We start from the raw sequence: 24,320 nt of genomic DNA, 5'->3' as shown, positions 1-24,320 counted from the left end.
CTCCCACAGGGGAAATACATAGGATTCGGGATCATTTCCGTAGGATCCCGGGCGTTTCTCTGTGGGCCACGTCCTTTTCGCTCGCAGACCGGCAAAACAGGGAAACCTCTGACTTCACCCATTGCAGTGCACCGTTGCACAGTCCCGTCATTCAATCAGACACAGGGACAGGTGGATGCGCATCGCTGGCAGGCCCGTTGTTTTCACTCTCGAGATAGAAGGCGTTTCCCACGATCTTCAAGTGTTCGGTTTTCGCACCCGGGAAGTGCTCAACCAGACCTATGAACTGGATCTCGAGCTGGTCAGCGAGCGGCCCGATGTGGATCTGGAAGGCTTGCTGCATCGGCCGGCCTTTCTCTGTTTCGGTGCCGACGGTAGCGGCATGCACGGGCTGGTCTATCGGGTCGGCCAGAGTGATTGCGGTGTTCGGCTGAGCCGTTACCAGATCACCCTGGCGCCACACCTTGCCTACCTCGCGCATCGGCGCAATCAGCGGATTTTCCAGAACCTGAGCGTGCCGCAGATCATCGCCAATGTGTTGAGCGATCACGGCATGCAGGCCGATGCCTGGTGTTTTCAGCTCAGCGCCGAGTACCCGGCGCGGGTGTATTGCGTGCAATACCAGGAATCCGATCTGCACTTCATCCAGAGGCTGTGCGAAGAGGAGGGCCTGCACTTTCACTTCCGTCACCGCCGTGAGGCGCACCTGTTGGTGTTCGGCGACGATCAAACGGCGTTCCTCAAACACGACGTGACGACGCGCTATTTGCAGGGCAACGGCCTGGTTGCCGATGCGCCGGTTATCGACCAGTTCACTGTGCGCCTGGAGCCACGCTCCAACGTTGTCGAGCGCCGCGATTATCACTTCGAAAAGCCTGCGGTGCAGTTGGACGCCAAGGTCAGTGCAGCGCGGTTTCCGCTGCTGGAAGATTATGAGTTTCCCGGGCAGTTCACCCATCGCGAGCGCGGCAAGCACCTCAGCCAGTGTGCGCTGGAGCGCCATGGTGCCGACTATCGTCTGGCTAACGGGCGCAGCAATCAGGCGCTGATGCGCGGCGGCAGTTTCATGACCATGGCGGATTACTCGCGCGCCGACTGCAACGATTTATGGTTGCTGACCGAGGTCGAGCACATCGGCAAACAGCCGCAAGTGCTCGAGGAAGCGTTCACCGAGCAGGCTGACGCAGATGGTTTCAGTCAGGGCTATCGCAACCATTTCGTCGCGACGCCGTGGGACGTGGTGTTTCGCCCGCAGCTCAAGCATGTCAAACCGCGCGTCAGTGGCAGTCAGTTGGCGGTGGTGACCGGCCCGCCCGGCGAAGAAATCTACAGCGATGCCTACGGCCGCGTGAAAGTGCAAATGCTCTGGGATCGCGACGGCCAGCGTGATGAACAGTCAAGTTGCTGGCTGCGCGTGGCCACTGCCTGGGCACATGACCGCTACGGCAGCGTGCAGATTCCTCGCGTCGGTATGGAAGTGCTAGTGGGGTTCACCGATGGCGATCCGGACAAACCGCATGTGCTCGCCTGCCTGCCCAACGCCGAAACCCCGGTGCCACTGGACCTGCCGGCGCAACAGACGCGTAGCATCTGGCGCAGCCAGAGCAGTCCCGGTGGCGGTGGTTACAACGAACTGCGCATCGAGGACCGGCAAGGCGCGGAAGAAATCTCCATCAGGGCGCAGCGCGACTTGGTGCAGCACGTGCTCAACGACTTGCGTGTGCAGATCGACAACCTGCACAGCCAAGTGATTGGCGGCGTCTCCAGCCTTGAGTTGCGCGACGAGGAACATCACCTGACCCACGGCAATCGCCTGACTGAACTCAAGCAGGACGATCATCTGTGGGTGCAGGGCGAGCAGCATGTGCGGGTCGCCAGCCAGCGCGTCAGTGCCGCGCAGCAGCTGCATTTCGGCGCGGGCGAGCAGGTGGTTTTCAACAGCGGCCTGCAGATCACTCTGGCTGCTGGCGGGCATTGGCTGACGGTCGGCGCCGCCGGCATTTTCAGCAGTGTGCCGGTGGTGCAGGGCGGGGCGCCGACGGTGTGTCTGCCAGCGGAACCCTTGCTGCCGGGGGCCGCGCCGTTGCTCAAGGCGACGTTCGATGCCGTGCAGCAACGGCATGCGCTGCTGACCACGCGGACCTCGCGTTGCCTGATTTGCGAGGCGGCCCAGGCATGAGCCTTTTGACGGATTGGCCTGAAGGTTTGCCGTGGGCTGAGCAGCAGGCGTTTGTGCTGCTCGACGGTGCGACGATCGCGGATTTGCCGGCGCAACTGCGAAGGCTCGACCCCGCCGCCAACGCTTTTGCGCTGTACGACCAGCCACCGTTTTCGGCCCTGCGTGACGTCTCGCCGCTGCTGGTGGCGCTCGCTGACGCTGACGATCCGGTGGCGCGGTTTTATCGCCAGCACGCCCAACAGGAATGGGGCGTGCTGTTGTTCAGCGCCGCGCCGGCGCATGAAATCGTCGCGCACTTGCGTCAGTTGCTGATCGTCGAGTTGCCGGTCGGCTCGCCGGTGTTGTTGCGGCTGGCGGATGCCGCCGTGGCGCAGGCGCTGTTTGCCAGCGGCGATGCGAGTCTGTTCGGGCCGCTGGGGTGCGTGGTCACGGCGGATGGCGCGCGGGGAGTCTGGCACTGTCAGCGACCTCGGCACGGGCAGGGTGGGGCGCTGGTGGCGCCATATCGGTTGAGTGCCGAGCAGGATGCCGCGCTGGATCGGGTGGATCGGCGGCGGGTGTTGCTACAAGTCGATGCGTATTTGCTTGAATATTTTCCCCGGTTTCATACCGGGGAAACCATCGCTGAACGTTGGATGCTTCTGGAACAAATCGAGGCAAAAGCCAGCGCGCTCGGCCTGAGCAGCCAATCGGAATGGCTTTACTTCGCCAACCTTGTCGCGTCTCTCAATGGTGCTGATCCGGATCAGCATCCGCAGATCCAGCACTTGCTACACGAGCCCTCCCTGCAACCGATCGGTGAGCGCTTGACGCTGGCCGTTTCAATGGCCCGCCAATGGGCGTCTGAAAGAGTCCGACCATGAACCATCCCGCCGACCTTGCGGCAGCCGCAGCGTCCAAAGCCCCGATCATCGGCCCCGCCGCCTGCCCCTTGCGCAACACCCACGTGCAACTGCTGCCCCTCGCGTACGGCCTGGTGGAAAAAACCTTCGACCCCAGCAGCGAACTCACGCTGCCGTACACCCTGACCACGCGCCCCATGGGCATCCGCCGCCTGCGCGACGGTTGGCTGTACATCGTCGACAGTCTCAGCGGCGAGCTCTACGAATACCGCGTGCTGGAAGGTGTCATCAGCGCATTGCTGCATCGCGGCAAAAGCGTCAGCGAGGATCAGCGCAGCGCCATCGAAGAACGTCCGGCGTTGATCTTTTCGCGCAAAAGCACCCTTTACGTGACCTTTGCCGACGTGCAGTTGAGCGCGGCGAAATGCCGACAGGTGCTGGACAGTGCGCAGGAACGCGAGCACTTCATGCAGGCCGTCGATCTCGGCCCGGTGCATTGTCTGATCGGCGGCGAGCATTTGCTCACCGTGGCCCAGGCGAAACAGTGGCTGGCGGAAGTGGCCTGCACAGCGAAACCGCTGGCCGAGGCGGACGCCACGCGGATGCCGACGGTGCAGGTCAGCGATGCGCCGGAGCACGAACGCGAACCTTATCTGTGGGAAAGCCCGCGACGTTTTCGCGAGGCGCATATCGGCGAATTTCTTGGTCGGGTGCGCGGACCTTATCAGGACGACACGCTGTTTCTGCTGGTCAACGACGACCTTGGGGTGATGCGCGACCTGGCCGATTATCAGGACCTGGTAGTCGGCTGGATCGAGCAGTGGAGCAACACCGACAACAACGAGCGCGACTACCTGCTGGCCAGTTACATCGAGTCGCTGAGCCAGTTGGGCGCTCAGGATTTCGACACCCTGGCCAAGGCCAGCGACGATCCGCGCGCCCAGGCATTGTTCGCTGAGCTGGAGCAATTGCCCGAACCGGATCGGGAAAATACCCGGCAGGCGCTGCTCGACTATTTGAACAAGGGTGGTGAGCTCGAGCCAGTTGCAGGCGAAGCCACGCCTGAGTTGCAACAGCTTCGCGAAAAGGCACTGGACGAGTCGCTGGCGCTGAACCGTTTCGACGGCGTCGCCCCGGATTTCACCGCACATGCTCGCGTCACCGCCGAGGCAGATCGGCGCTTTTACACCCGCGAATATTTTCTCGATGTGGCCCCCGCCGACTTCGTCGAGCGCCATCTGAGCACACTGGTCGACCTCGGCAAGGATCAGAACCGGCGCATGAAAGACGTGCTCGACGGCCCGTTGCTCAGCGGCAAACGCGGCATCAATGACCTGATCGACCGCCCGGCCATGGACGAGGTGCTCAACAGTCATCGCGACAACCTCGGACGCTGGAATCGCCTGCTCGAACGCATCACCGCCGATCGCGCGCAACTGCTGTGCGCCGGGCGTTTCCATCGCTCGGCTTGGTATTTCGACGGCCAAGCGCAGATCGATCAGGCGCTCGCCAGCGAATACGCCTGCCTCAAGGACATCGGCCGCAGCGACGCGGCCAACGAACAAATGCTCGATTACCTCGAACAACACCCGCAACTGACCCGCCCGCTGTTCTACACCTTGCCGCTGCGCTTGCAGACCGAACAGGCCGGGCAATATTCAACGCTGTTCAACGCCGGCATGGCGATGTTCAACAACCTGCCGGACTGGCTGGCCAAGTTGCAGAGCATCGAGCATCCGCAGTTGCCGGCCCTCGACGATCTGCCGGCACACAGCCGCGTCCTCGCCGATGCGGTGCAGGACACCTACAGCCCAGCGCTGAACCTCGGCCTGAGCCGGGCGCTGGAAGGCTTCGATCTTGCCGGCGAGAAAATCCCCGACCTCGACGAACTGTTCCAGCGCCTGCCCAAAGCCCTGCGCCTGCGCGTCTTCGACGCCGCACGAACCAGCGGCGTGACCTTCACCGTGTCCACCCCGGCAGAGCAAGCGGCGCTGCAAGCCACGATCAAGGAAGTGCTGCGCGAACGCGACTACCTGAAAACCCTCAACCGCGAACGCAACCAGCTCACCCACAACAAAAACCGCCAGGGCCACAAAACTGCCCGGGCGGTGGAATTGCAGCAGGAAATCGTCCGCGTGCGCACGCAACTGGCCTTGTTCGAAGGAAGACTGGCGGCAGCGTTAAGCCCGATCGACGAACTGCCGGATCGCTCGGCGCGGCTGTACGGCGCCACCCCGGCGAAAGCGGGCGTGACGGTGGTGTTTCCGTCGGCGCAGCAAGGGGAATTGCGCGGGTTGCTGGAGAGTATTCGTGCGGGGGTGGCGGGGGTTTCGAAGGCGAGTCTGGTGCGGACGGAGGGGATGGGGTTGGTGGTGGTGTTGGTGCAGGTGGTGAATTTGGTGGGGGCTTATCGAGAGGTGATGAAGCAGACGAGGGACAGGAAGAAACGGGCGGATTTTCTTGCGGCTCTTGCCGCTACAGGCGCTGCGGGATTTACCGCTGCGCAGGGGCTTGCTGATACAGCTTTGAAGGCTCGCAGCACGAGTCTAGTTGGGAGTTTGCAGCTTGAAGCGTTGCAACAGGTTCGTGTGCAAATGGGTAAGTTGCATGTGGGGTTGGGGATATTCACTTACACCTTCGGCCTAGTGTCATCCGTAAATAGTTTTAAAAATCACAGACGCAATTGGCAGGAAGCTGTTCGTAGCGGAGATCACTCGGCGCAAAGCGGGGCTGCACTTGCCACGATGGGCGCCGGCGGCATGGCGTCCGCCAACTCATACGGTTTAGGTGAAACCCTGTTTGCTGGCTACAAAGTAATTACTGCCCAAAACAATGCGGCGCGGACAGTCGCTTGGGCTGCCGCTGGTACACGTCTTTCTTTAATATTCTTTCGCTTCAATTTAGCCGGCGCGTTGTTCACCGTGCTGGAGTTCGTCGGGACTTGGCTGTTCAATCGGTACAACCTCTCCGCCCACGACAAGTGGTTGAAAATCACGCCCTGGAGCCGTGATGAAGAGATGCGCGGTGACCACTCCCTGGATGACTATCAAAGTTATCTCGCGTTTTTAATACACGCTCCTTATGCACAATCAGGACCTGAGTCAAGCGACACTTGGCTGAAGGCTTTGCTTTTTGGCGCGAAGCCTAGCGATATTCATTTGGTTCTGCCGAGGCTGGCGCTAAATGATCTTCTGCCGTCGTTAAACGGTAAACCGAGTCAACGGCTGGGAATCGGTGCCCATCGCCTTGTTTTACCGCTGCATGATCGCGGTGTGCCGCAATTGCGCAAGGAAGTCATCAGTGAGGAAATAATGAGCAGTCTGCGAATCGTGAAGTCATCACCAGATGGTTTGGTGCTTTGTCTTCAATACCCCGTACGTCCTAACTCTGAATACGTGCCTGCAAAGGAAACGCTCGAACTTGCCGTTTGTATTCAAGCTGTTAATGGTAAAGGCGAGTGGGCATCCCGAACACGTGTCATTCATATTGATCCTCGGGATACCGGCCATTTCGCTGTAGTAGTTCCCGGCTCGGTCAAGGAAAACCCTCCGGTACTGCTGGTAGAAACTCAATACCTCGAATGGGCTGACCATGCTGAATAATCACAATGAGCCTCTTGTTGATGCGCAATGTGAGGTGATTAGAAGAGCGGGTGATGTAGAGCCGTTCCCAAGCGGAAAAACTACCTATCTCGCACCGTTGCCACTGCCCACACCGATGCCCCCTTATGGCCCACATATCGGTGAGCTCAATGATGTTTACATGGACTTCGGATTAGGCCAGCCGCAAGTTTTCATGTGGCAAATGACGTTGGGAGGACCATTTGCTACGTCGTTCTCGGTGCTTTTTTTATTCCCAGTTATTACTGGGTTTTTGGGGATTATTTTCGGCTTTGGTCAAGAAGCCATTTGGGCGTCAATGCTTGCCATCTTCGAAGAGGCTTGCGAGAACACTGTATTTACCGGGCCTTTTACGCTGTTCATCGGCCTAGGCGTCTGGCACCACGTCCACAAAAAACGCCTCTCCCTCATCCCAACCCGCTTCAACCGCCAACGCCGCGAAGTCTGCTTCATGCCCCGGGGCGCGACCGAATCGGTATTTGTCCCGTGGGAGTCGCTCAGCGCCTGGATCATCGAAGCCCAAGGCGCCACCCAGTTTGGCATCCACCGCCAATACGGCATGGGCATCGGTTTTCACCACGGCGAAACCCTCACCAGCCTCGAATTCCAATGCGCCGGCCTGGAGCTCGCGATCAGCCATTGGGAGGCGATTCGCGGTTACATGGAGTACGAAGTCAACGACCTCAAATCAATTCAGGATTTGCAGGATCTGCAAGGCCCGGACGACCCGCCCTACGAAGGCCTGCACACTTTCCGTAACGCCCGCGCGCGGATGCACCAGCAGATTCGTGAAGGCCGCCGCTCGCGGCTGTCGGGGTTCTTTTGGTACCTGTATCACGTCATGACTTTATGGACGATTCCAAACCGTTTGGTCGAATGGGAAGTGCGCCGACTCGAAAGAATCGGCAAGCAGGCGCTGCCGGAAGTCATGCGCGCCTGGTCCGAGCCGCTGCCGAAAGAGCAATGGGCCAAGCCCAGTGAAGAGTTGTTGCGACTGGGTGAACAAGTGCGGCGGATGCACAAGCGCCAGCCGCATCGGCCGATTACACAGATTTTTGCTGAGGTTTGCAGGCGGGCTGTGGACTGATGCAGAGCAGTTTTGTGACCAGAGGAGGGGAGGTTTTTTGCCTGTTTGAGCGCCTTCGCGAGCAGGCTCGCTCCCACAGGGGACCGCGCTGGATGCGGATGTTTCTGTTGATCTTGGCCGAGGTGGGAGACCCTCGGGGTGGCGGCCATTTCTCAGTTGTTGCTACCGGGTCGGTCAAGGAAAACCCGATGGTTCTGCTGGTAGAAACTCAATACCTCGAATGGGCCGACCATGCTGAATAATCGCAGTAATCCTCTTTCCAGTTCGGAATATGAGGGGGTTAAAAAAGCGGGCGATATTGAGCCGTTCCCAAGCGGGAAAATTACCTACCTCGCACCGTTGCCATTACCTACATCAATGCCGCCTTACGGACCTCATATCGGAGCGTTCAATGACGGATACATGGACTTTGGGCTTGGACTGCCAGAGGTATTTTCGTGGCAGGTAATTCTCGGCGCGCCAACCGCAGGCGCCTTTATGATCATCGTTTTATTTCCTTTAGTTACAGGGTTACTAGGCATTATTTTTGGCTATGGAAACGGGGCAATTTGGGAATCAATGATTGGTGTATTCGAAGAGGCTTACAAGAACCAATTAATCTGCGGCCCCTCGATCCTACTTATTGGCCTAGGCGTCTGGCACCACGTCCACAAAAAACGTCTCTCCCTCATCCCAACCCGCTTCAACCGCCAACGCCGCGAAGTCTGTTTCATGCCCGAAGGCGCCACCGAACCAGTTTTCGTTCCATGGGAATCGCTCAGCGCCTGGATCATCGAAGCCAAAGGCACCACCCAATTCGGCATCCATCGTCAATATGGCATGGGCATCGGTTTTCATCACGGCGATACCCTCACCAGCCTTGAATTCCAATGCGCCGGCCTGGAGCTCGCGATCAGCCATTGGGAAGCGATTCGCGGTTACATGGAGTACGAAGTCAACGACCTCAAATCAATTCAGGATTTGCAGGATCTGCAAGGCCCGGACGACCCGCCCCACGAAGGCCTGCACACTTTCCGCAATGCCCGCGCGCGGATGCATCAGCAGATCCGTGAAGGCCACCGCTCGCGGCTGTCGGGATTTTTTTGGTACCTGTATCACGTCATGACTTTATGGACGATTCCCAATCGTCTGGTCGAATGGGAAGTGCGTCGGCTGGAAAGAATCGGCAAGCAGGCGTTGCCGGAAGTCATGCGCGAATGGTCTGAGCCGCTGCCGAAAGAGCAATGGGCCAAGCCCAGTGAAGAGTTGCTGCGGCTGAGCGAACAAGTGCGGCGTATGCACAAGCGCCAGCCGCATCGGCCGATTACGCAGATTTTCGCTGAGGTTTGCAGGCGGGGCTGACTGGACGGTGCAGGCAGGTTCGATTGCTTTCGCGAGCGGGCTCGCTCCCACAGGAGACCACCGTACAAATGTGGGAGCGAGCCTGCTCGCGAAGGGGCCGCTCGGTCAGCACAAAAATCTGCGCGCTCGCGCTCTGCTAGAATCCGCCCCATTCATTGCCAGAGACTCTCCCATGAGCGAGCCGATTCGTCTGACCCAATACAGCCATGGCGCCGGTTGTGGCTGCAAGATTTCCCCGCAGGTGCTGGAAGTGATCCTCGCCGGCAGCGGCGCACAGAACCTTGATCCAAAACTCTGGGTCGGCAACGCATCGCGCGATGACGCGGCGGTGTATGAGATCGATGCCGAGCGTGGTGTGGTGTCGACCACCGATTTTTTCATGCCGATTGTCGATGACCCGTTCGACTTCGGCCGTATCGCCGCGACCAATGCGATCAGCGACATCTACGCGATGGGTGGCGATCCGTTGATGGCGATTGCAATTCTCGGCTGGCCGGTGAATGTGCTGGCGCCGGAAGTGGCGCGGGAAGTGATTCGTGGCGGTCGCTCGGTGTGCGACGCGGCGGGCATTCCGTTGGCGGGGGGGCATTCGATCGATGCGCCGGAGCCGATCTTCGGCCTCGCCGTCACCGGCCTCGTGGAAAAGCGCCACATGAAACGCAACGACACCGCTACCGCCGGTTGCCTGTTGTACCTGACCAAACCGTTGGGCATCGGCATCCTCACTACCGCGGAAAAGAAGGGCAAGTTGCGCGCCGCCGACGTCGGTGTCGCCCGCGACTGGATGTGCACCCTGAACAAGCCTGGCAGCCGCTTCGGCAAACTCGCCGGCGTTACGGCGATGACCGACGTCACCGGTTTCGGCCTGCTCGGGCACTTGGTGGAAATGGCCGACGGCAGCCAGTTGACCGCGCGCATCGCCTATGACCGCGTGCCGCGTCTGGACAGCGTCGAGTACTACCTCGATCAGGGCTGCGTGCCGGGCGGTACGCTGCGCAACTTCGACAGCTATTCGAGCAAGGTTGGCCGCGTGCAGGAGTTGCACAAACGCGTGCTGTGCGATCCGCAGACCAGCGGTGGTCTGCTGATTGCGGTCACGCCTGAAGGTAATGCCGAGTTCCTCGGCGTCGCCGCCGAACTGGGCCTGAGCCTTGCGCCGATCGGCGAACTGGTTGAGCGACAGACGAACGCGGTCGAGGTGATTTGATGCTCCGCGACTGCACCGACTACCGCGATATTTTCCTCAACGACCGGCCGATGATGGATGCCCGCGCGCCGGTCGAGTTTCACAAAGGCGCGTTCCCCGGCGTGGTCAATCTGCCGCTGATGAATGATCTGGAACGGCAGAAGATCGGCACCTGCTACAAGCAGCATGGCCAGCAGGCGGCAATCGAGCTGGGCCATCAAATAGTGTCCGGCGCAGTCAAAGCCGAGCGCATCCAGGCCTGGGCCGACTTCGCCCGGGCTCATCCCGATGGTTATCTGTACTGTTTTCGCGGTGGTTTGCGCTCGCAGATCACCCAGCAGTGGCTGCGCGACGAGGCGGGCATCGACTATCCGCGCGTCGGCGGCGGCTACAAGGCAATGCGCAGTTTTTTGATCGACACCCTTGAGCAGGCCATCGCGCAGTGTGATTTTGTTTTGCTCGGCGGCATGACAGGCACAGGCAAGACCGAAGTGCTGGTGCAGTTGCGCAACGGTGTGGATCTGGAAGGCCACGCCAACCATCGCGGCTCCAGTTTCGGCAAACGCGCCACCGGGCAGCCGTCGAACATCGATTTCGAGAATCGCCTGGCCATCGACTTTCTGAAGAAACGCGATGCTGGGATCGAGCAGTTTGTGCTCGAAGACGAGAGCCGTGTGGTCGGCAGTTGCGCCTTGCCGTTGACGTTGTATCAGGGCATGCAGCAGTACCCGATGGTCTGGCTGGAAGATCGTTTCGAGGATCGTGTCGAGCGGATCCTGCGTGATTACGTCATCGATCTGTCGGCGGAATTTGCCTCGCTGCACGGCGAAAACGGTTTTGCGCTGTTTTCCGAACGTCTGCTGGAGAGCCTCAACAACGTACAGAAACGCCTCGGCGGTGAGCGCCATTCGCGGATGCTGGCATTGATGGAACAGGCGCTGGCCGAGCAGGGCCGCAGCGGCGCGGTGGACCTGCATCGCGGCTGGATCGAGGGTTTGCTGCGTGAGTACTACGACCCGATGTATGTATTCCAGCGCGAGAAGAAGGGCGGGCGGATCGAGTTTGCCGGGGAGCGTCAGGCGGTGATCGAGTATTTGCGCGAGCGGGTGAGCCAGAAGGCTTGAGGTGCAAGCAACTGGCCTCTTCGCGAGCAGGCTCGCTCCCACAGTTGAAATGCGTTCCCCTGTGGGAGCGAGCCTGCTCGCGAAGACGCAAGATCGGGCGATACAAAACTCAGGTCGGGCAAGTGTCCTTGCCGTTATCCAGCCCCTGTTTGTAGACATGGCTCTGCAAACTGGCCTTGCCGTTGTGCCACTTCAGGGTCAGCACATACAGCGAATCGAAGTCATCGCCGGCCCAGTCATCGGTGATGTTCTGTCGCTCGCCCACTGCGTTGCCGGCGACCTTGTTGATCAGATCCGGCAGATAACCGTGGGACCAGGCGGTGTAGATCGTCGAGTTGTGATACTTCTCGTCCAGCAGCTCGCGGGCCAGATCGCTGGTGTCGTTGGCAGAGAATTCGATGTTCACCGGCAGGCCGAGCTTGATCGCGGCCGGGCTGATGGTCATCAGCGGACGAATGTAGCTGTAGGAATTATCCAGCTCGCCTTCCTCGACGTTGCGCGTCGGGTTGGCGGCGAATACGTAATCGGCCTTGCCGAATTTTTCCGGCAGCAGCGTCGACAGGTCGATAGCGCGGTTCAGGCCCTGGCAGTTGAGCTGGCCGAGGCCGCCTTCGGGTTTTTCCGCATGGCGCAGGAACACCAGCGTCTGTGTGCCGTCCGCCGGTTGGGCGCGGCTTTCGCTGGATTCGAGGGACAGAAAAAGCGCGCTGACTGCCAGCAGGGAGGGCAGGGCCACGTACGCGCGATGTTTGAAACGTTTGGCGAAACTCATCAGGTTCGTCATCAATTCGAGGGTTCTTCAGCAAAATCGGTTAAGGCTGACAAACCTTGGCACCGCGGGCTCCCAGCACCGGGTGTTTCCCTGTCATAAACAGCTTCCTCTGCGAGAAAGGCATAACTCAGAGTCCTGTAATGCCCGTTTGGTTCGATCCGGGCCAGTGTGCAGCACTCTAACGGCAACCTTTGCGGGCATGCAGGCAGGTTAGCGACAGGATGTTACGGTTCGTGTAGGCGCAGCGGCAGGCCTACTTTATGATCGGTTTTCAATTTGTGACTGGATGCTTCCAATGACCGATCTGTCTGCATTCCCGATTACTCAGAAATGGCCGGCGCAGTACCCGGACTGGATTCAGCTCTACTCCCTGCCGACCCCCAACGGCGTCAAAGTGTCGATCATGCTCGAAGAGATCGGCCTGCCGTACGAGCCGCACCGCGTCGGTTTCGACACCAACGACCAGACCTCGGCGGAATTTCTCTCGCTGAACCCGAACAACAAGATCCCGGCGATCCTCGACCCGCATGGCCCGGAAGATAAACCCCTGCCGCTGTTCGAATCCGGCGCGATCCTGATTTATCTGGCCGACAAGAGCGGCCAGTTGCTCGCTCAGGAAGGCGCGCTGCGCTACGAGACCATCCAATGGCTGATGTGGCAGATGGGCGGCATCGGCCCGATGTTCGGCCAGCTCGGTTTCTTCAACAAATTCGCCGGCAAGGATTACGAGGACAAGCGTCCACGCGATCGCTATGTCGAGGAGAGCAAACGCCTGCTGAATGTGCTCAACACTCGCCTCGAAGGCCGCGACTGGATCATGGGCGAGCGCTACACCATCGCCGACATCGCCACGTTCCCGTGGGTGCGCAATCTGCTCGGATTTTACGAGGCGGGGGATCTGGTCGGGATTGAGAATTTCCCCAACGTCACCCGAGTGCTGGAGCGGTTTCTAGCTCGCCCGGCAGTCATTCGTGGCCTGACCATCCCGTCCTGACTCACCGCGTTCCCCCTGTAGGAGCTGCCGAAGGCTGCGATCTTTTGACTTTGATCCTAAAAAACAAGATCAAGAGATCGCAGCCTTCGGCAGCTCCTTGTATGTTCCCCACACACCAGCATGAATGAGATCTAAGCTCGCTGGTGCGACATACGAAGATGTGTTTCTGGGGGAGACCGATCGCTCCTTAAGGCAGGACTTGCTCCTGACCTTGTATGTAGAGAGGTCCCCCCGCCTCATTGCCCACCACGAAGAGTATCGAGAAGCCGACGAGTCGGACTTCGCATTACAAGGTTGCAGTGGCATGAAGTTCGAGGTCAGGGGAACCAGGAAGCATTTTTAACTCAGTTCTCTTGGAGTTGAAAGCATGAACATGCACGTCGGTTTGGATGTGGGATCTCGCACTACAGCGATGGGCTGGCGCAATGGCGGCCGTTTTGCAGGTCAGTGCAATATCGACCAGACACCGGCGGGGCGCAAAGCTGCTGTCGGCAAGTTACTTGAGCTCAAGCCTATATCTGTGGTGATGGAAGCCACCGGAATCTACTACCTGGACTTGGCCATGGAGCTCGCTGCGGCGGGTTTGCCAGTCTCGGTTATCAATCCGAAGAGTTTTCACAACTTTGCAAAGCTGATGCTGAAAAACAGCAAAACGGACGCAATCGATGCCCAGTTATTAGCTGAGTACGGCGAACGCATGAGCCCAAGGTTGTGGACGCCGCCCACTTCAATACAGCTTGAGCTACGCGCTATCGGTCGCCACATCAATCGTTTGACGGGTCATCGCACCCGCGCCAAAAACGAGCTGCATGCACTAAAAGCCACTCAAACAACTCTTCTGATGCTGATTGAAGACGAAGAAGAAGCCATCAACGCCTTTGACAAACGAATCGAGCGTTTCCGACTAGCGGGTCGTGCATTGATCGACAACTGCCCAACGTTGAGCGCCCAGTTCGCCCACATGATCGCCGCCCCTGGCATGGGTGAGATCTCAGTATTTGCGGCGCTGGCTGAACTGACGACCTTACCGGTAACGCTCAAGTCAGCGCAGGTCAGCCGCCATGCCGGACTCGATGTCCGACTCACGCAATCAGGCACCAGCATTGATAAACCCGGCCGGATAAGTAAGGGCGGCAATGCCTATTTGCGATCAGCGATGTACATGCCTGCGCTGACCGCCATACGTTGCGACCCGAACGTTAAAGCGTTTTACGAAGCCTTGGTGGCTCGAGGAAAGAGGAAGATGCAGGCTATCGTCGCAGTCATGCGCAAATACCTGACCGGACTATGGGCCTGCATGCGGGCAGGCGAAGACTTCAGTACAGCCAAGCTTTTTAGCGATAAACACACCCAAAAAGCTTGACCGTGAACAGAGTATCTACAAGGATTATTGCACCTGCGGTAACGCTCTCTTGATTGATCCAGGTTTGTCCCGCACCCGCCGCAAGGCATAAGCTTCGCCCCCTACGACTTTCGTCTCATCCGCTGTTTTCAGGAAAGGCCCCATGTCCAGTCAGTTCCCCGAAGCACGTCCCCGCCGTCTGCGCCGCAATGCGAGCCTGCGCAGTCTGTTCCAGGAAACCGAGTTCAGTCTGAACGATCTGGTGCTGCCAATCTTCGTCGAGGAAGACATCGACGACTTCGTGCCGATCACCAGCATGCCCGGCGTGCAGCGCATTCCCGAGCGCAAACTGGCCAGCGAAATCGAGCGCTACGCCCGCGCCGGCATCAAGTCGGTGATGACCTTTGGCGTGTCCCATCATCTCGATGCCAACGGCAGCGACACCTGGCGCGAAGACGGTCTGGTGTCGCGCATGTCGCGCATTGCCAAGGACGCCGTGCCGGAAATGATCGTGATGTCCGACACCTGCTTCTGCGAATACACCGATCACGGCCATTGCGGCGTGATGCACAACCACGAAGTCGACAATGACCAGACCCTGATCAACCTCGGCAAACAAGCCGTAGCGGCCGCCCGCGCCGGTGCTGACGTGATTGCGCCGTCGGCGGCGATGGACGGCCAGGTGCGCGCGATTCGCCAGGCGCTCGACGCTGCCGGCTTCACGCAGATTCCGATCATGGCCTACTCGACCAAATTCGCTTCGGCACTCTACGGCCCGTTCCGCGAGGCCGGCGGCAGCGCGCTCAAGGGCGATCGCAAAAGCTATCAGATGAACCCGATGAACCGCCGCGAAGCCCTGCGCGAATCGCTGCTCGATGAGCAGGAAGGTGCCGATGCGCTGATGGTCAAACCGGCCGGTGCTTACCTCGACATCATCCGCGACATCCGCCAGGCCTCGAACCTGCCACTGGCGGCGTATCAGGTCAGCGGCGAGTACGCGATGATCAAGTTCGGCGCCCAGGCTGGGGCGATCGATGAGGATCGCGTGGTCCGCGAAAGCCTTGGCGCAATCAAGCGTGCGGGGGCGGATCTGATCTTCACTTACTTTGCGATGGATCTGGCGTTGGCGGGGATCTGAGAAAGGAATCGCAACTTGCAGCATTGCCTATATGGAATGGTTGCTCCTTGTAGGCAGAGGCGTCAGGTTGCGATCGTCTCCATGATCCGATTTTTATCAGAAAAGAGCTTTGCTGAGTTTGACACCTAGCGACGCAGTGACATACAGCGTTGAAGCACCAGTTTTGTGTTCGACTGGATCGAAATCAGCTTTGATTACTCCACTGAAACGAGTTTTATTTTCAGAAATCGTTAGATGCAAGATTGATTGATTGGGCGATGCGTACGTCCAACCTGCATGATTTGCAAAGTAGAATGCGGCGTACTGGTAGTAGGTCGAAGGTATTTCATATGTTCCATCTTCCAGATCGCTGAAAATTTGAAATATAAAAGACCTGTCGTTGGCCTCCGTTCTCCCTCGGAACTCATATTTTACCCGCTGGGTTGAACGCAACTCGATCAAAGCAGCATTTAAAGGTTGGTGGTCGGCGACTTCGAACAGTGCGTTTAATGTTCCAGTGACCTCTATGTCTTGCACTTGGTCTGCGGTGGACAGTTCCATCTTGATTGCTCCTTGAAAACGGTGAGCAATGATTAGAGGTGGCGCTGCGCAATGCGTCCACTGTCAGAGTTGACAGGTGTTCAGGTCTTTCCGACGAATGGCTGGCCAACAAAGTGTGAAGGTCACTGAAAAGGCCGGATGCCGTGATCGAGGAAGTAGCGTTCGATCACCTTCGGATCGGCGCTGCTATCGGCAATCGCCACATAGGTATCCGGCCGCAACAGATAAAATCCGTTGCGCCCCAATCCCGCCGTTTCAAACGCCGGGCGCCAGTCGAAGACGTGCAGCGGCAAGTGGTGTTCGGCGCACCAGGCGATCATCTCGTCGCTGGTGTCGCCATAGACATGCACCTGCCAGCATGGCTGCCGTAGCGGTTCGAAATTATCCCCTTCGCCATCATGCGCCCACGGCAAGCGGTCGCCGCCGTGCACGTGGCCGGCTTCACCCTGGCTCAGTGGCATGCCGCGATAGTTGAGGGTGACTTGCGAGACCGTGCGAAACAGGAATTCGCGGCTGGCTTCGAACCCGGCCATTTTCGGCAGCAGAAACGGCGCCACACGCATCCGTAGCAGATCGGCCATGCGACCCTGCGCGGTGACGAAACTGAAGACCTTGTCGGTGGTGGAGACCAGTCGGCGAGCGAAGGCGATGCGCTCGGTTTCGTAGGTGTCGAGCAGTTTCGGTTCGGCACCACCGCTGAGCACGGCGGCGAGCTTCCAGGCCAGATTGATTGCATCGCCAATGCCCGTGTTCATGCCCTGGCCACCGGCCGGACTGTGTACATGGGCGGCATCGCCGAGCAGAAACGCCCGGCCGTTGCGAAAGTGCTCGGCCACGCGGTGATGCACGCGGTAGGTGGAGAACCAGTGCACGTCTTCGATATGCACTTTCAGGTGTTCGATGGCGCGGCTGCTGACGTCGGCAAATTGCAGGGTTTCGGCACGCTCGGCGCGTTCGTCACGCACCGTGCCGATCAGTCGCGCGCGGCCTTCGCCGGCCAGTGGAAACACCGCGAGAAAATCCGCTTGGTCCAGGTCCAGATGCAACTCGCCATTGAGCGCCGGGCCGCTGGCCGTGATATCGGCGACGTAGAAAATCTGCTGATAGGTGCCGCCGGGGAAGTCGGTGTCGAGGGCTTTGCGCACCACCGAACGGGCGCCGTCGCAACCGGCCAGATAGCAGGCCTGACAAACTTCCCGCCGGCCATCGGGCAGGCGCAGGTGGGCGGTGAGGGTGTCGCCGGTTTCCTCGAAGCTGTCCAGTGCGGTATTGCGCTCCACACTGACGCCGTAATCTTCGAGGCGTTCGAGCAACAGCCGTTCGTGCTCGTCCTGCGGGAAAATCTCGACAAACGCGTAGGGCGTCAGGCCTTCGCCGATGCGCTTGAGGGGCAACTGCGCGACCGGTTTGCCGTTGACCCAGAAGTTCGCCGCCGCGACCTGATGGCCGCGACGCACGATGGTGTCGGCGAGGTCGAGTTGGCGATACAGCTCAAGGGTGCGTGCCTGCACGGCCAGAGCGCGGGAAGTGGTGCCTGGCGCCGAGATCTTGTCGATGATGCGCACGCGCACGCCGAGTTTGCTCAGCCACAGCGCCAGGACCAGACCGGTCGGGCCGGCGCCGATGATCAGCACGTCGCTGCGGTTCATGAGGCTGTCCCCCTGTGGCTGTGCAGCAAGTATGGATCAGGTCGCCAGTTCCGGCCTCTTCGCGAGCAGGCTCGCTCCCACAGGGAACGCATTCCAGTGTGGGAGCGAGCCTGCTCGCGAAGCGTCCGGTCAAGCACCACAAAAACCAGAAAGGCCCCGCAACCGTGAAGCTGCGGGGCCTTTTCTGCGACGCAATGACGCTTAGAAGTCGATCGTCCCCGACAACTTCGCCACTCGCGGTTCGCCCTGGGTCAGGTAGCCGCCCTGAGCCGATTCCCAGTACTTCTTGTTCGCCAGGTTCTCAACACCGAACCGCACGGTCACATCCTTCTCCGACACCTTGAACGCATAACGCGCGCCTGCATCGAAGCGGTTCCACGTCGGCAGGCTGAGGTTGTTTGCTGCGTCGGCGTATTGTCCGCCGGTGCGCAGCATCCGCGCGTTCAGCGCAACGCCTTGCAGGCCTGGCACGTCCCAGTCCACGCCAGCGTTGAACTGGAAGGTCGGTACGCCGATGGCGCGGTTACCGTCGTTGGCGCCATTGAGGGTGTTTTTCAGTTCGGTGTCCATCAGGGTCAGGCCACTGATCAGGCGCAGGCCGTCGATCGGCTCGCCGAACACGTTCATCTCCACGCCTTTGTTGATCTGTTCGCCTTCACGGACGTAGGTGCAAGTGGTCGGACTGTTGATTTCGCAGTAGCCATCGCTTGGCTGTTCGATGCGGTAAACACCGAGGCTCGCACCGTAGGTGCCCATGTCGACTTTCACGCCCAGTTCGGTCTGCTTGGAGCGTTTCGGTGCGTAGACCTCGTTGCCGTTGGTGACGCGGAAACCGCCGGAGCTGGTCGGCGAAGTCGGCCCTTGGGCCAGGCCTTCGATATGGTTGGCGTAGAACGACACATGCTCCCACGGCTTGAACACGATGCCGTACACCGGAGTGGTGATCGATTCGTCGTAGCTCGACGAACGCGGGCCGCTGCCGTAGCTGGCGTAGCTGTAACCCTGCACCACCAGTTGCTGACGACGCAGACCGGCGGTGACCAACAGGCGATCGTCGAAGAACCCGAGGGTGTCGGAAATCGCCACGCTGCGGTTGAAGGTCTTGCCGACGATGCCCGGATCGTTGAGATCGCCGCCAGAGAAGTTGCCTACCGGCGCTGGGGTAGTGATCGGGTGATAGATGTTGTTGGAGTAGCGGGTCAGGTCGAAGTCATAAGCGCTGCGCTGCTCGGCCCAGATCCCGGTCAGGCCGAAATTCAGCTTGTGGCTGACCGGGCCGGTGTTGAATTTGCCGTTGAGGCCGGCCATGACGCTGGTGTTGTCCTCGTCATGCGGGACGAACGAGCCGGTGGTGAACGAGGCGCCGTTGTTGCCGACCAGCGTGGTCGAGTTATAGCGCCCGACTTCACGGGTGTGCTTGGCGCCACCGGCGGCGTAGGCGGTCCAGCTGTCGTTGAGGTCGTACTCGGCGCGGAGCATGCCGAAGGTGTCTTCGATGTCGGTGTAGCCCCATTTCGGCGCGTAGTTGGTGTCCGCCGATGGCGCGTCCGGGATGTGCGTGGCGGTGCCGAGGTTGACCGAGCTGCGGCCACCGTTAACGCGTTCCTTCTGATAGGCAAAGTCACCGGAAACCCGTAGCGCATCGCCGCGATAATCCAGACCGATGGCGAACAGTTTCGAGCGCTGGTTCTCGTGATCGATACCGGTGTCGCCTTCGCGCTGCGACAGGTTGACCCGCGCGCCGAAGCGGTTGTCTTCACCGAAACGCTGGCCGATGTCGAAGTGATGACCGATGCGGCCTTCGCTGTTGATGTCGGTGGTGTAACGACGCAGCGGCACGTCGCCGGCCCGCTTGGGTTGCAGGTTGACGCCGCCGCCGATGCCGGAACCGGTCGGGGTCACGCCGTTGATGAAAGCGTTGGGGCCTTTGAACACTTCCACGCGCTCCAGCGCATCGGTGGAAATGATCTGCCGGGGCAACACGCCGTACAGGCCGTTATAGGAAATGTCGTCGCCATTGAGCGGCAGGCCGCGAATCATGAAGACCTGCGCCTGGTTGGAGAAGCCCGAGGCCTGGCGCACGGAAGAATCGTTGAGCAGTACATCGGCGACGTTTTCCGCCTGCTGATCCTGGATCAATTGCTCGGTGTAGGACGCGGCGCTGAAGGGCACGTCCATCATGTCCTGATTGCCGAGCACGCCCAACTGGCCGCCGCGCGCAACCTGACCGCCAGCGTAGACCGGGGGCAGGGCGTTGGGTGTCGGGGCTTGGGCATTGACGTTGACGTCGTCGAGCACCAGCTCTTTGCTGTTTTGTTCAGCGGCGTGGGCGGTAACGGTCAGGGAGCACAGCAGGGCAAGCAAAGTCGGGCGAAATGGAGCGCCGAGTCGAGCTGAAGCGGGCATGTCGGATCCTGGAGGCGAGCGGCCAAAGAAAAATAAGGGCGGCGCGGAACTCCTTGCGCTAATGCGACTCCAGGCGCGAATGATAGGGTTTCGCAGTAACGTTTTGCAATCAGTTTGTCATCAGCGTGTAGGAGCTGCCGCAGGCTGCGATCTTTTGATCTTGATCTTGATCTGATCTGCAAAAAGCAAGATCAAAAGATCGCAGCCTGCGGCAGCTCCTACGGGGGTTGTGTATGGTGTTGTGGCGAATTTGATTGGATGGAGCAACATGCGATTACTCATTACTCTCGGCGCCGTGCTACTGCTCGCCGGTTGCGCCAGCCAGCGCAGCAACGAACCGGCGCCGCGTCCGCCGGCTGAAGTGAAGGCGGAAATCGTTCGGCTGTTGCCGGCAAAAACCGCCGACCGTCAGGGCTGGGCCACGGACATCTACGCTGCGTTTGCCGCACAAGGCATCAGCACCACCACGCAAAATCTGTGTTCGGTACTGGCCGTGGCCGAGCAGGAATCGACTTTCCAAGCCGACCCGACGGTGCCCGGGCTGGGCAAGATTGCCCGCGACGAAATCGACCGCCGCGCCGCCAAGGTGCACATCCCCAGCCTGCTGGTCAGCGGCGCTTTACAAGTGCGCTCGCCCAACGGCAAGAGCTACAGCGAGCGTCTGAATGCGGCGCGCAGTGAAAAGGAACTGAGCGCGATTTTCGACGACTTCATCGGCATGGTGCCGATGGGCCGTACGCTGTTCGGCGGCTTCAACCCGGTGCACACCGGCGGGCCGATGCAGGTCAGCATCGAATTCGCCGAGGAGCACGCCAAGGATTATCCGTACCCGGTGGACGGCACGATCCGCCGTGAAGTGTTCAGCCGGCGCGGCGGCATGTATTTCGGCATCGCCCATTTGCTCGGTTACCCGGTGAATTACCGCGAGCCGTTGTATCGTTTCGCCGATTTCAACGCCGGCTGGTACGCCAGTCGCAATGCCGCGTTTCAGAATGCGGTCAGCCGCGCGTCCGGCATCCCCCTGACTCTGGACGGCGACCTGATTCGCTACGACTCGATCATGCCCGGCAGTACCGAACTGGCGGTGCGCACCCTCGGCAAGTCGCTGGGCATGCGCAACCCGACGATTCGCGATCAACTGGAGAAGGGCAAAACCCTGGAATTCGAAGAGACCAGACTCTATCAACGCGTGTTCGAACTGGCGGAGCGGGCCGAAGGCAAGGCGTTACCGCGCGCGGTATTGCCGGGGATTGTGCTGCAGAGTCCGAAGATCACCCGCAAACTCACCACTGCCTGGTTCGCCAAGCGCGTGGACGAGCGTTACAAGCGCTGCATGGCGAAGGCCGGATAAAACACGCAGACATAAAAAACCCGGCTGCGGGAGCCGGGTTTCTCTGCGGTGTTGCGCTTGCAGTGATGCATCAGGCAACACGGCGTTCGATCAGACGATCCGAGCCACCTTCAGCAACGCGGCGTTCGATCAGACGATCCGAACCACCTTCGGCAACGCGGCGCTCGATCAGACGATCAGAGCCACCTTCGGCAACGCGGCGTTCGATCAGACGATCCGAACCACCTTCGGCAACGCGGCGTTCGATCAGACGATCCGAACCACCTTCGGCAACGCGGCGCTCGATCAGACGATCAGAGCCACCTTCGGCAACGCGGCGTTCGATCAGACGATCGGAACCACCTTCGGCAACGCGGCGTTCAATCAGACGATCCGAACCACCTTCGGCAACGCGGCGTTCGATCAGACGATCCGAACCGCCTTCAGCCAGACGGCTTTCGATCAGTTTGTCCGAGCCGCCTTCGGCGATCATGGTGTGCGCCGGGGTGGCGGCGAAAGCGTTAACTGCGAAAACCGAGAAAGCGATGCTGAGAAGAGTCTGGCGTTTCATGATGGTGTGCTCCGGGGTGTTGTTGGTTGGTATGGAGCTGATGTTACGCCCGGAATTTTTTATGAGAACTTCATTGCCGTGATGGTGAACATCGACGTCGATGATGGTTGCGGACAACCGCGTAGCAGAGCCTCAGAGCACCTTCACCGCACGCCCGATCGCCTGAATCGGCCCGGTCGGTTTGCCGATCGGTGAGCCATTGGCGCCTTCCAGGGTCAGCTCAAACAGCTGGTTCGGTTGCAGCGGCGGCAACTTGTCCAGCGGCACCGACAACGCTTGCCCCGGTTTGACCAGTCCCAATGACACCGGTCCCGACCAGCCGTCAGCCTTGGTCCAGAACTCCAGCGCCTTGTCCGCCGGCACCTCGACCACCCCTAGCGGAATCAACTGGATCTCCCGCGCATTGCTCGCCTGAATCACCCAACCCGGCGCCTTGTCCTGCGGCGCCACCAGCACGACCAGATAACTCGGTTTCGGCGCAGTCTGGGTCAGTAGCATCGCGCCCAGAATCAGCGTCGCAGCCAGGCCCGCCGCACTCAGGCCACGCCACAGTGGCAGCAGATTCCACCACGAGGTCAGCGGCTTCTTCACCGTAAGCCGTTCGAGACTGCGCTCGATGCGTGGCCACAGCTGCGCCGAGGGTTGCTGAGGTTCGGCCAGATCGGTCAGCTCCAGCAGACGCCGCTCCCAGGCATCCACCGCTGCACGCAGTTCGGGATCGTTCGGCAGGCGCCGTTGCACCTCGATGCGCTGCTCGAACGACAAGGTGCCGAGCACGTATTCGCCGGCCAGTTCATCCCGTTCCTGCGCTGATTCGCCGGTCATCCCATGCACTCCCGCAAAGCATTGAGGCTGCGCTTGATCCACGCTTTGACCGTGCCCAGCGGCGTGTCGAGGCGCGCGGAAATCTGCGCGTGGCTATAACCGTCGACGTAGGCATGGAGGATGCAGCTGCGCCGCTGCGGTTCCAGTTGTTCGAGGCAGCGATGAATGCGCGCCGAGTGAATATCGGCCAGCTCATCAGGCGCCGCTGCCTCATGTTCTTCGCTGAACGGCGTTTCCCGACTTTGCTTGCGCAACTGATTCAAGGCAAGGTGCCGGGTCACGCTGAACATCCAGCCCCGCGCCGAGCCGCGCGCCGGGTCGAACCCGGCCGCGCCGTGCCAGATCTTGATGAATGCCTCATGCACAATGTCCTCCGCCAGCGCCGTATCGCGCACCAGCCGCTTGGCCACACCGAGCAGGCGCGGGCCTTCCTGCACATACAAATCGCGCAAAGCCGCGCGCTCGCCCCGGGCACAGGCGGCGAGGCGGGCTTCGTAATCGAAAACGGATTCGGGTAAAGGCATGGGGTGCAATCTAGCTCACATTTCCCAAACATCCAGAGGCATGGTTCCCTGTGGGAGCGAGCTTGCTCGCGAATGCGGTGGGTCAGAAAGTAATAAGGCGACTGACACTCCGTCTTCGCGAGCAGGCTCGCTCCCACAGGATTGTGCACTGCTTCCGGATATCAGTTCGCCGCCCAGAAAATATAATCCGCCTGGTACTTCACCACTTCCTGCTTGCCCTTGTTCGCCACTGTGCACTCACTGCCCGGCGCTACGCCGCCCTTGAGCGCGACACGCTGGATATAGCTGACCCCGGTCATCGCGCCTTTGCCCTCGGCCGGATTGGCCTTGACCAGTTGATAGGGCAGGTTGCCCGGGCTCGACGGTGCCACGGCGAGTTGTGTGCCGGTGACTTTCGAACCGTCCTTGGCTTGCCAGGTCGCTGGCGGGCCGAAATAGGTGCCGACCTGTTTGCCGCTGCGATCATTGAGCACCGCTTTCGGGCCGACAAAGGTCCACTCGGTCTGCCCGGCCATATTGGGTTTGTCGCGGCATTCGTAGGTGATCTCGCCAACCCCGGTGGTTTCCAGGGCAATCTTGTGCCCGTCCGGCACCTTGATCGCGTCGGGATAACTGCTCTGGGCGAAGGTGGTCGCGGTGAAGGCGAGCAAACCGGTGAAGCCAATCAGCTGGGTGATGTTCATCCGATGATTCTCCGAAAAGGGAAGGGCGCTGACAGCACCAGAGTGGGCTGTTACAGGGACTACCCGTGGCGGAGGCGATTGGATGCAGTGCCGGAAAAATAAATTTCAAACACCACCTATCAAACCTGTGGGAGCGAGCCTGCTCGCGAAAGCGTCGGGCCAGCCAG

The 24,320-nt window shown here is 60.0% G+C and carries 19 protein-coding genes; 11 read left to right on the top strand and 8 right to left on the bottom strand.

Annotated features, from left to right (window positions below; genetic code table 11):
- Positions 1-175: 175 nt before the first annotated feature.
- The 7 genes from tssI (at position 176) to mnmH (ending at position 11,379) form a co-directional block, all read left to right on the top strand.
- Positions 176-2,179 carry a type VI secretion system tip protein TssI/VgrG gene (gene tssI, locus AB9L16_RS16735; RefSeq protein WP_375122424.1) on the top strand — a complete coding sequence of 668 codons (2,004 nt, stop codon included), beginning with the start codon at positions 176-178 and terminating at the stop codon, positions 2,177-2,179.
- Positions 2,176-3,042: a DUF4123 domain-containing protein gene (locus tag AB9L16_RS16730; protein WP_252867922.1), complete on the top strand. Its 867-nt coding sequence runs from the start codon at positions 2,176-2,178 to the stop codon at positions 3,040-3,042. Before tssI ends, AB9L16_RS16730 begins: the two co-directional genes overlap by 4 nt.
- Positions 3,039-6,623: a toxin VasX gene (locus tag AB9L16_RS16725; RefSeq protein ID WP_375122423.1), complete on the top strand. Its 3,585-nt coding sequence runs from the start codon at positions 3,039-3,041 to the stop codon at positions 6,621-6,623. The genes AB9L16_RS16730 and AB9L16_RS16725 overlap by 4 nt, the downstream gene beginning before the upstream one ends.
- Complete coding sequence (locus AB9L16_RS16720; protein WP_375122422.1) at positions 6,613-7,728, top strand: hypothetical protein; 1,116 nt, start codon at positions 6,613-6,615, stop codon at positions 7,726-7,728. Before AB9L16_RS16725 ends, AB9L16_RS16720 begins: the two co-directional genes overlap by 11 nt.
- A 231-nt stretch (positions 7,729-7,959) precedes the next feature.
- Entirely contained in the window at positions 7,960-9,069 is a 1,110-nt protein-coding gene (locus tag AB9L16_RS16715) for a hypothetical protein (protein WP_310217097.1), read from the top strand.
- Between the two features lie 172 nt (positions 9,070-9,241).
- Positions 9,242-10,276: a selenide, water dikinase SelD gene (gene selD / locus AB9L16_RS16710; RefSeq protein ID WP_076563594.1), complete on the top strand. Its 1,035-nt coding sequence runs from the start codon at positions 9,242-9,244 to the stop codon at positions 10,274-10,276.
- Complete coding sequence (gene mnmH / locus AB9L16_RS16705) at positions 10,276-11,379, top strand: tRNA 2-selenouridine(34) synthase MnmH (protein WP_375122421.1); 1,104 nt, start codon at positions 10,276-10,278, stop codon at positions 11,377-11,379. Before selD ends, mnmH begins: the two co-directional genes overlap by 1 nt.
- Positions 11,380-11,488: 109 nt before the next feature.
- Here mnmH and AB9L16_RS16700 read toward each other — a convergent pair whose 3' ends face one another.
- A complete protein-coding gene (locus AB9L16_RS16700) occupies positions 11,489-12,163 on the bottom strand; it encodes a histidine phosphatase family protein (protein WP_375122420.1) in 675 nt (224 codons plus the stop codon).
- Between the two features lie 283 nt (positions 12,164-12,446).
- Here AB9L16_RS16700 and AB9L16_RS16695 point away from each other — a divergent pair, with 283 nt between their 5' ends.
- From AB9L16_RS16695 to hemB, 3 genes are all read left to right on the top strand, one after another.
- Complete coding sequence (locus AB9L16_RS16695) at positions 12,447-13,145, top strand: glutathione binding-like protein (RefSeq protein ID WP_041477217.1); 699 nt, start codon at positions 12,447-12,449, stop codon at positions 13,143-13,145.
- A 367-nt stretch (positions 13,146-13,512) separates the two neighbouring features.
- Complete coding sequence (locus AB9L16_RS16690) at positions 13,513-14,508, top strand: IS110 family transposase (protein ID WP_150638880.1); 996 nt, start codon at positions 13,513-13,515, stop codon at positions 14,506-14,508.
- A 142-nt stretch (positions 14,509-14,650) separates the two neighbouring features.
- Complete coding sequence (gene hemB / locus AB9L16_RS16685) at positions 14,651-15,625, top strand: porphobilinogen synthase (protein ID WP_016775388.1); 975 nt, start codon at positions 14,651-14,653, stop codon at positions 15,623-15,625.
- A 96-nt stretch (positions 15,626-15,721) separates the two neighbouring features.
- Here hemB and AB9L16_RS16680 read toward each other — a convergent pair whose 3' ends face one another.
- The 3 genes from AB9L16_RS16680 to AB9L16_RS16670 form a co-directional block, all read right to left on the bottom strand.
- Complete coding sequence (locus tag AB9L16_RS16680) at positions 15,722-16,165, bottom strand: hypothetical protein (RefSeq protein ID WP_150634883.1); 444 nt, start codon at positions 16,163-16,165, stop codon at positions 15,722-15,724.
- 122 nt (positions 16,166-16,287) lie between these two features.
- Positions 16,288-17,814 carry an FAD-dependent monooxygenase gene (locus tag AB9L16_RS16675; RefSeq protein ID WP_375122419.1) on the bottom strand — a complete coding sequence of 509 codons (1,527 nt, stop codon included), beginning with the start codon at positions 17,812-17,814 and terminating at the stop codon, positions 16,288-16,290.
- 201 nt (positions 17,815-18,015) lie between these two features.
- On the bottom strand, positions 18,016-20,220 hold the full coding sequence (locus AB9L16_RS16670) for a TonB-dependent receptor (protein ID WP_375122418.1): 2,205 nt from the start codon (positions 20,218-20,220) through the stop codon (positions 18,016-18,018).
- Between the two features lie 268 nt (positions 20,221-20,488).
- On the opposite strand from AB9L16_RS16670, the gene AB9L16_RS16665 reads away from it, so the two are divergent.
- Entirely contained in the window at positions 20,489-21,571 is a 1,083-nt protein-coding gene (locus AB9L16_RS16665; RefSeq protein ID WP_375122417.1) for a DUF1615 domain-containing protein, read from the top strand.
- A 70-nt stretch (positions 21,572-21,641) separates the two neighbouring features.
- Here AB9L16_RS16665 and AB9L16_RS16660 read toward each other — a convergent pair whose 3' ends face one another.
- The 4 genes from AB9L16_RS16660 to AB9L16_RS16645 all read right to left on the bottom strand — a co-directional run bounded on the left by AB9L16_RS16660 (position 21,642) and on the right by AB9L16_RS16645 (position 24,153).
- A complete protein-coding gene (locus AB9L16_RS16660) occupies positions 21,642-22,121 on the bottom strand; it encodes a hypothetical protein (RefSeq protein WP_024013496.1) in 480 nt (159 codons plus the stop codon).
- Between the two features lie 132 nt (positions 22,122-22,253).
- Positions 22,254-22,946, bottom strand: a complete 693-nt coding sequence (locus AB9L16_RS16655) for an anti-sigma factor domain-containing protein (RefSeq protein WP_150741205.1) — start codon at positions 22,944-22,946, stop codon at positions 22,254-22,256.
- On the bottom strand, positions 22,943-23,470 hold the full coding sequence (locus AB9L16_RS16650; RefSeq protein ID WP_310217083.1) for a sigma-70 family RNA polymerase sigma factor: 528 nt from the start codon (positions 23,468-23,470) through the stop codon (positions 22,943-22,945). The genes AB9L16_RS16655 and AB9L16_RS16650 overlap by 4 nt, the downstream gene beginning before the upstream one ends.
- Positions 23,471-23,631: 161 nt before the next feature.
- Entirely contained in the window at positions 23,632-24,153 is a 522-nt protein-coding gene (locus tag AB9L16_RS16645) for a DUF3455 domain-containing protein (RefSeq protein WP_252882365.1), read from the bottom strand.
- Positions 24,154-24,320: the final 167 nt, after the last annotated feature.

Source organism: Pseudomonas sp. LW8 (assembly GCF_041956865.1).
GTDB lineage: Bacteria > Pseudomonadota > Gammaproteobacteria > Pseudomonadales > Pseudomonadaceae > Aquipseudomonas > Aquipseudomonas siliginis.
Note: the sequence above shows the minus strand (reverse complement) of the source record. Positions and strands in the feature narration are given on the sequence as shown.

Coding starts and splice junctions, on each gene's coding strand:
- tssI (WP_375122424.1), top strand. CDS start 176: ATGCGCATCGCTGGCAGGCCCGTTGTTTTCACTCTCGAGATAGAAGGC.
- AB9L16_RS16730 (WP_252867922.1), top strand. CDS start 2,176: ATGAGCCTTTTGACGGATTGGCCTGAAGGTTTGCCGTGGGCTGAGCAG.
- AB9L16_RS16725 (WP_375122423.1), top strand. CDS start 3,039: ATGAACCATCCCGCCGACCTTGCGGCAGCCGCAGCGTCCAAAGCCCCG.
- AB9L16_RS16720 (WP_375122422.1), top strand. CDS start 6,613: ATGCTGAATAATCACAATGAGCCTCTTGTTGATGCGCAATGTGAGGTG.
- AB9L16_RS16715 (WP_310217097.1), top strand. CDS start 7,960: ATGCTGAATAATCGCAGTAATCCTCTTTCCAGTTCGGAATATGAGGGG.
- selD (WP_076563594.1), top strand. CDS start 9,242: ATGAGCGAGCCGATTCGTCTGACCCAATACAGCCATGGCGCCGGTTGT.
- mnmH (WP_375122421.1), top strand. CDS start 10,276: ATGCTCCGCGACTGCACCGACTACCGCGATATTTTCCTCAACGACCGG.
- AB9L16_RS16700 (WP_375122420.1), bottom strand. CDS start 12,163: ATGACGAACCTGATGAGTTTCGCCAAACGTTTCAAACATCGCGCGTAC.
- AB9L16_RS16695 (WP_041477217.1), top strand. CDS start 12,447: ATGACCGATCTGTCTGCATTCCCGATTACTCAGAAATGGCCGGCGCAG.
- AB9L16_RS16690 (WP_150638880.1), top strand. CDS start 13,513: ATGAACATGCACGTCGGTTTGGATGTGGGATCTCGCACTACAGCGATG.
- hemB (WP_016775388.1), top strand. CDS start 14,651: ATGTCCAGTCAGTTCCCCGAAGCACGTCCCCGCCGTCTGCGCCGCAAT.
- AB9L16_RS16680 (WP_150634883.1), bottom strand. CDS start 16,165: ATGGAACTGTCCACCGCAGACCAAGTGCAAGACATAGAGGTCACTGGA.
- AB9L16_RS16675 (WP_375122419.1), bottom strand. CDS start 17,814: ATGAACCGCAGCGACGTGCTGATCATCGGCGCCGGCCCGACCGGTCTG.
- AB9L16_RS16670 (WP_375122418.1), bottom strand. CDS start 20,220: ATGCCCGCTTCAGCTCGACTCGGCGCTCCATTTCGCCCGACTTTGCTT.
- AB9L16_RS16665 (WP_375122417.1), top strand. CDS start 20,489: ATGCGATTACTCATTACTCTCGGCGCCGTGCTACTGCTCGCCGGTTGC.
- AB9L16_RS16660 (WP_024013496.1), bottom strand. CDS start 22,121: ATGAAACGCCAGACTCTTCTCAGCATCGCTTTCTCGGTTTTCGCAGTT.
- AB9L16_RS16655 (WP_150741205.1), bottom strand. CDS start 22,946: ATGACCGGCGAATCAGCGCAGGAACGGGATGAACTGGCCGGCGAATAC.
- AB9L16_RS16650 (WP_310217083.1), bottom strand. CDS start 23,470: ATGCCTTTACCCGAATCCGTTTTCGATTACGAAGCCCGCCTCGCCGCC.
- AB9L16_RS16645 (WP_252882365.1), bottom strand. CDS start 24,153: ATGAACATCACCCAGCTGATTGGCTTCACCGGTTTGCTCGCCTTCACC.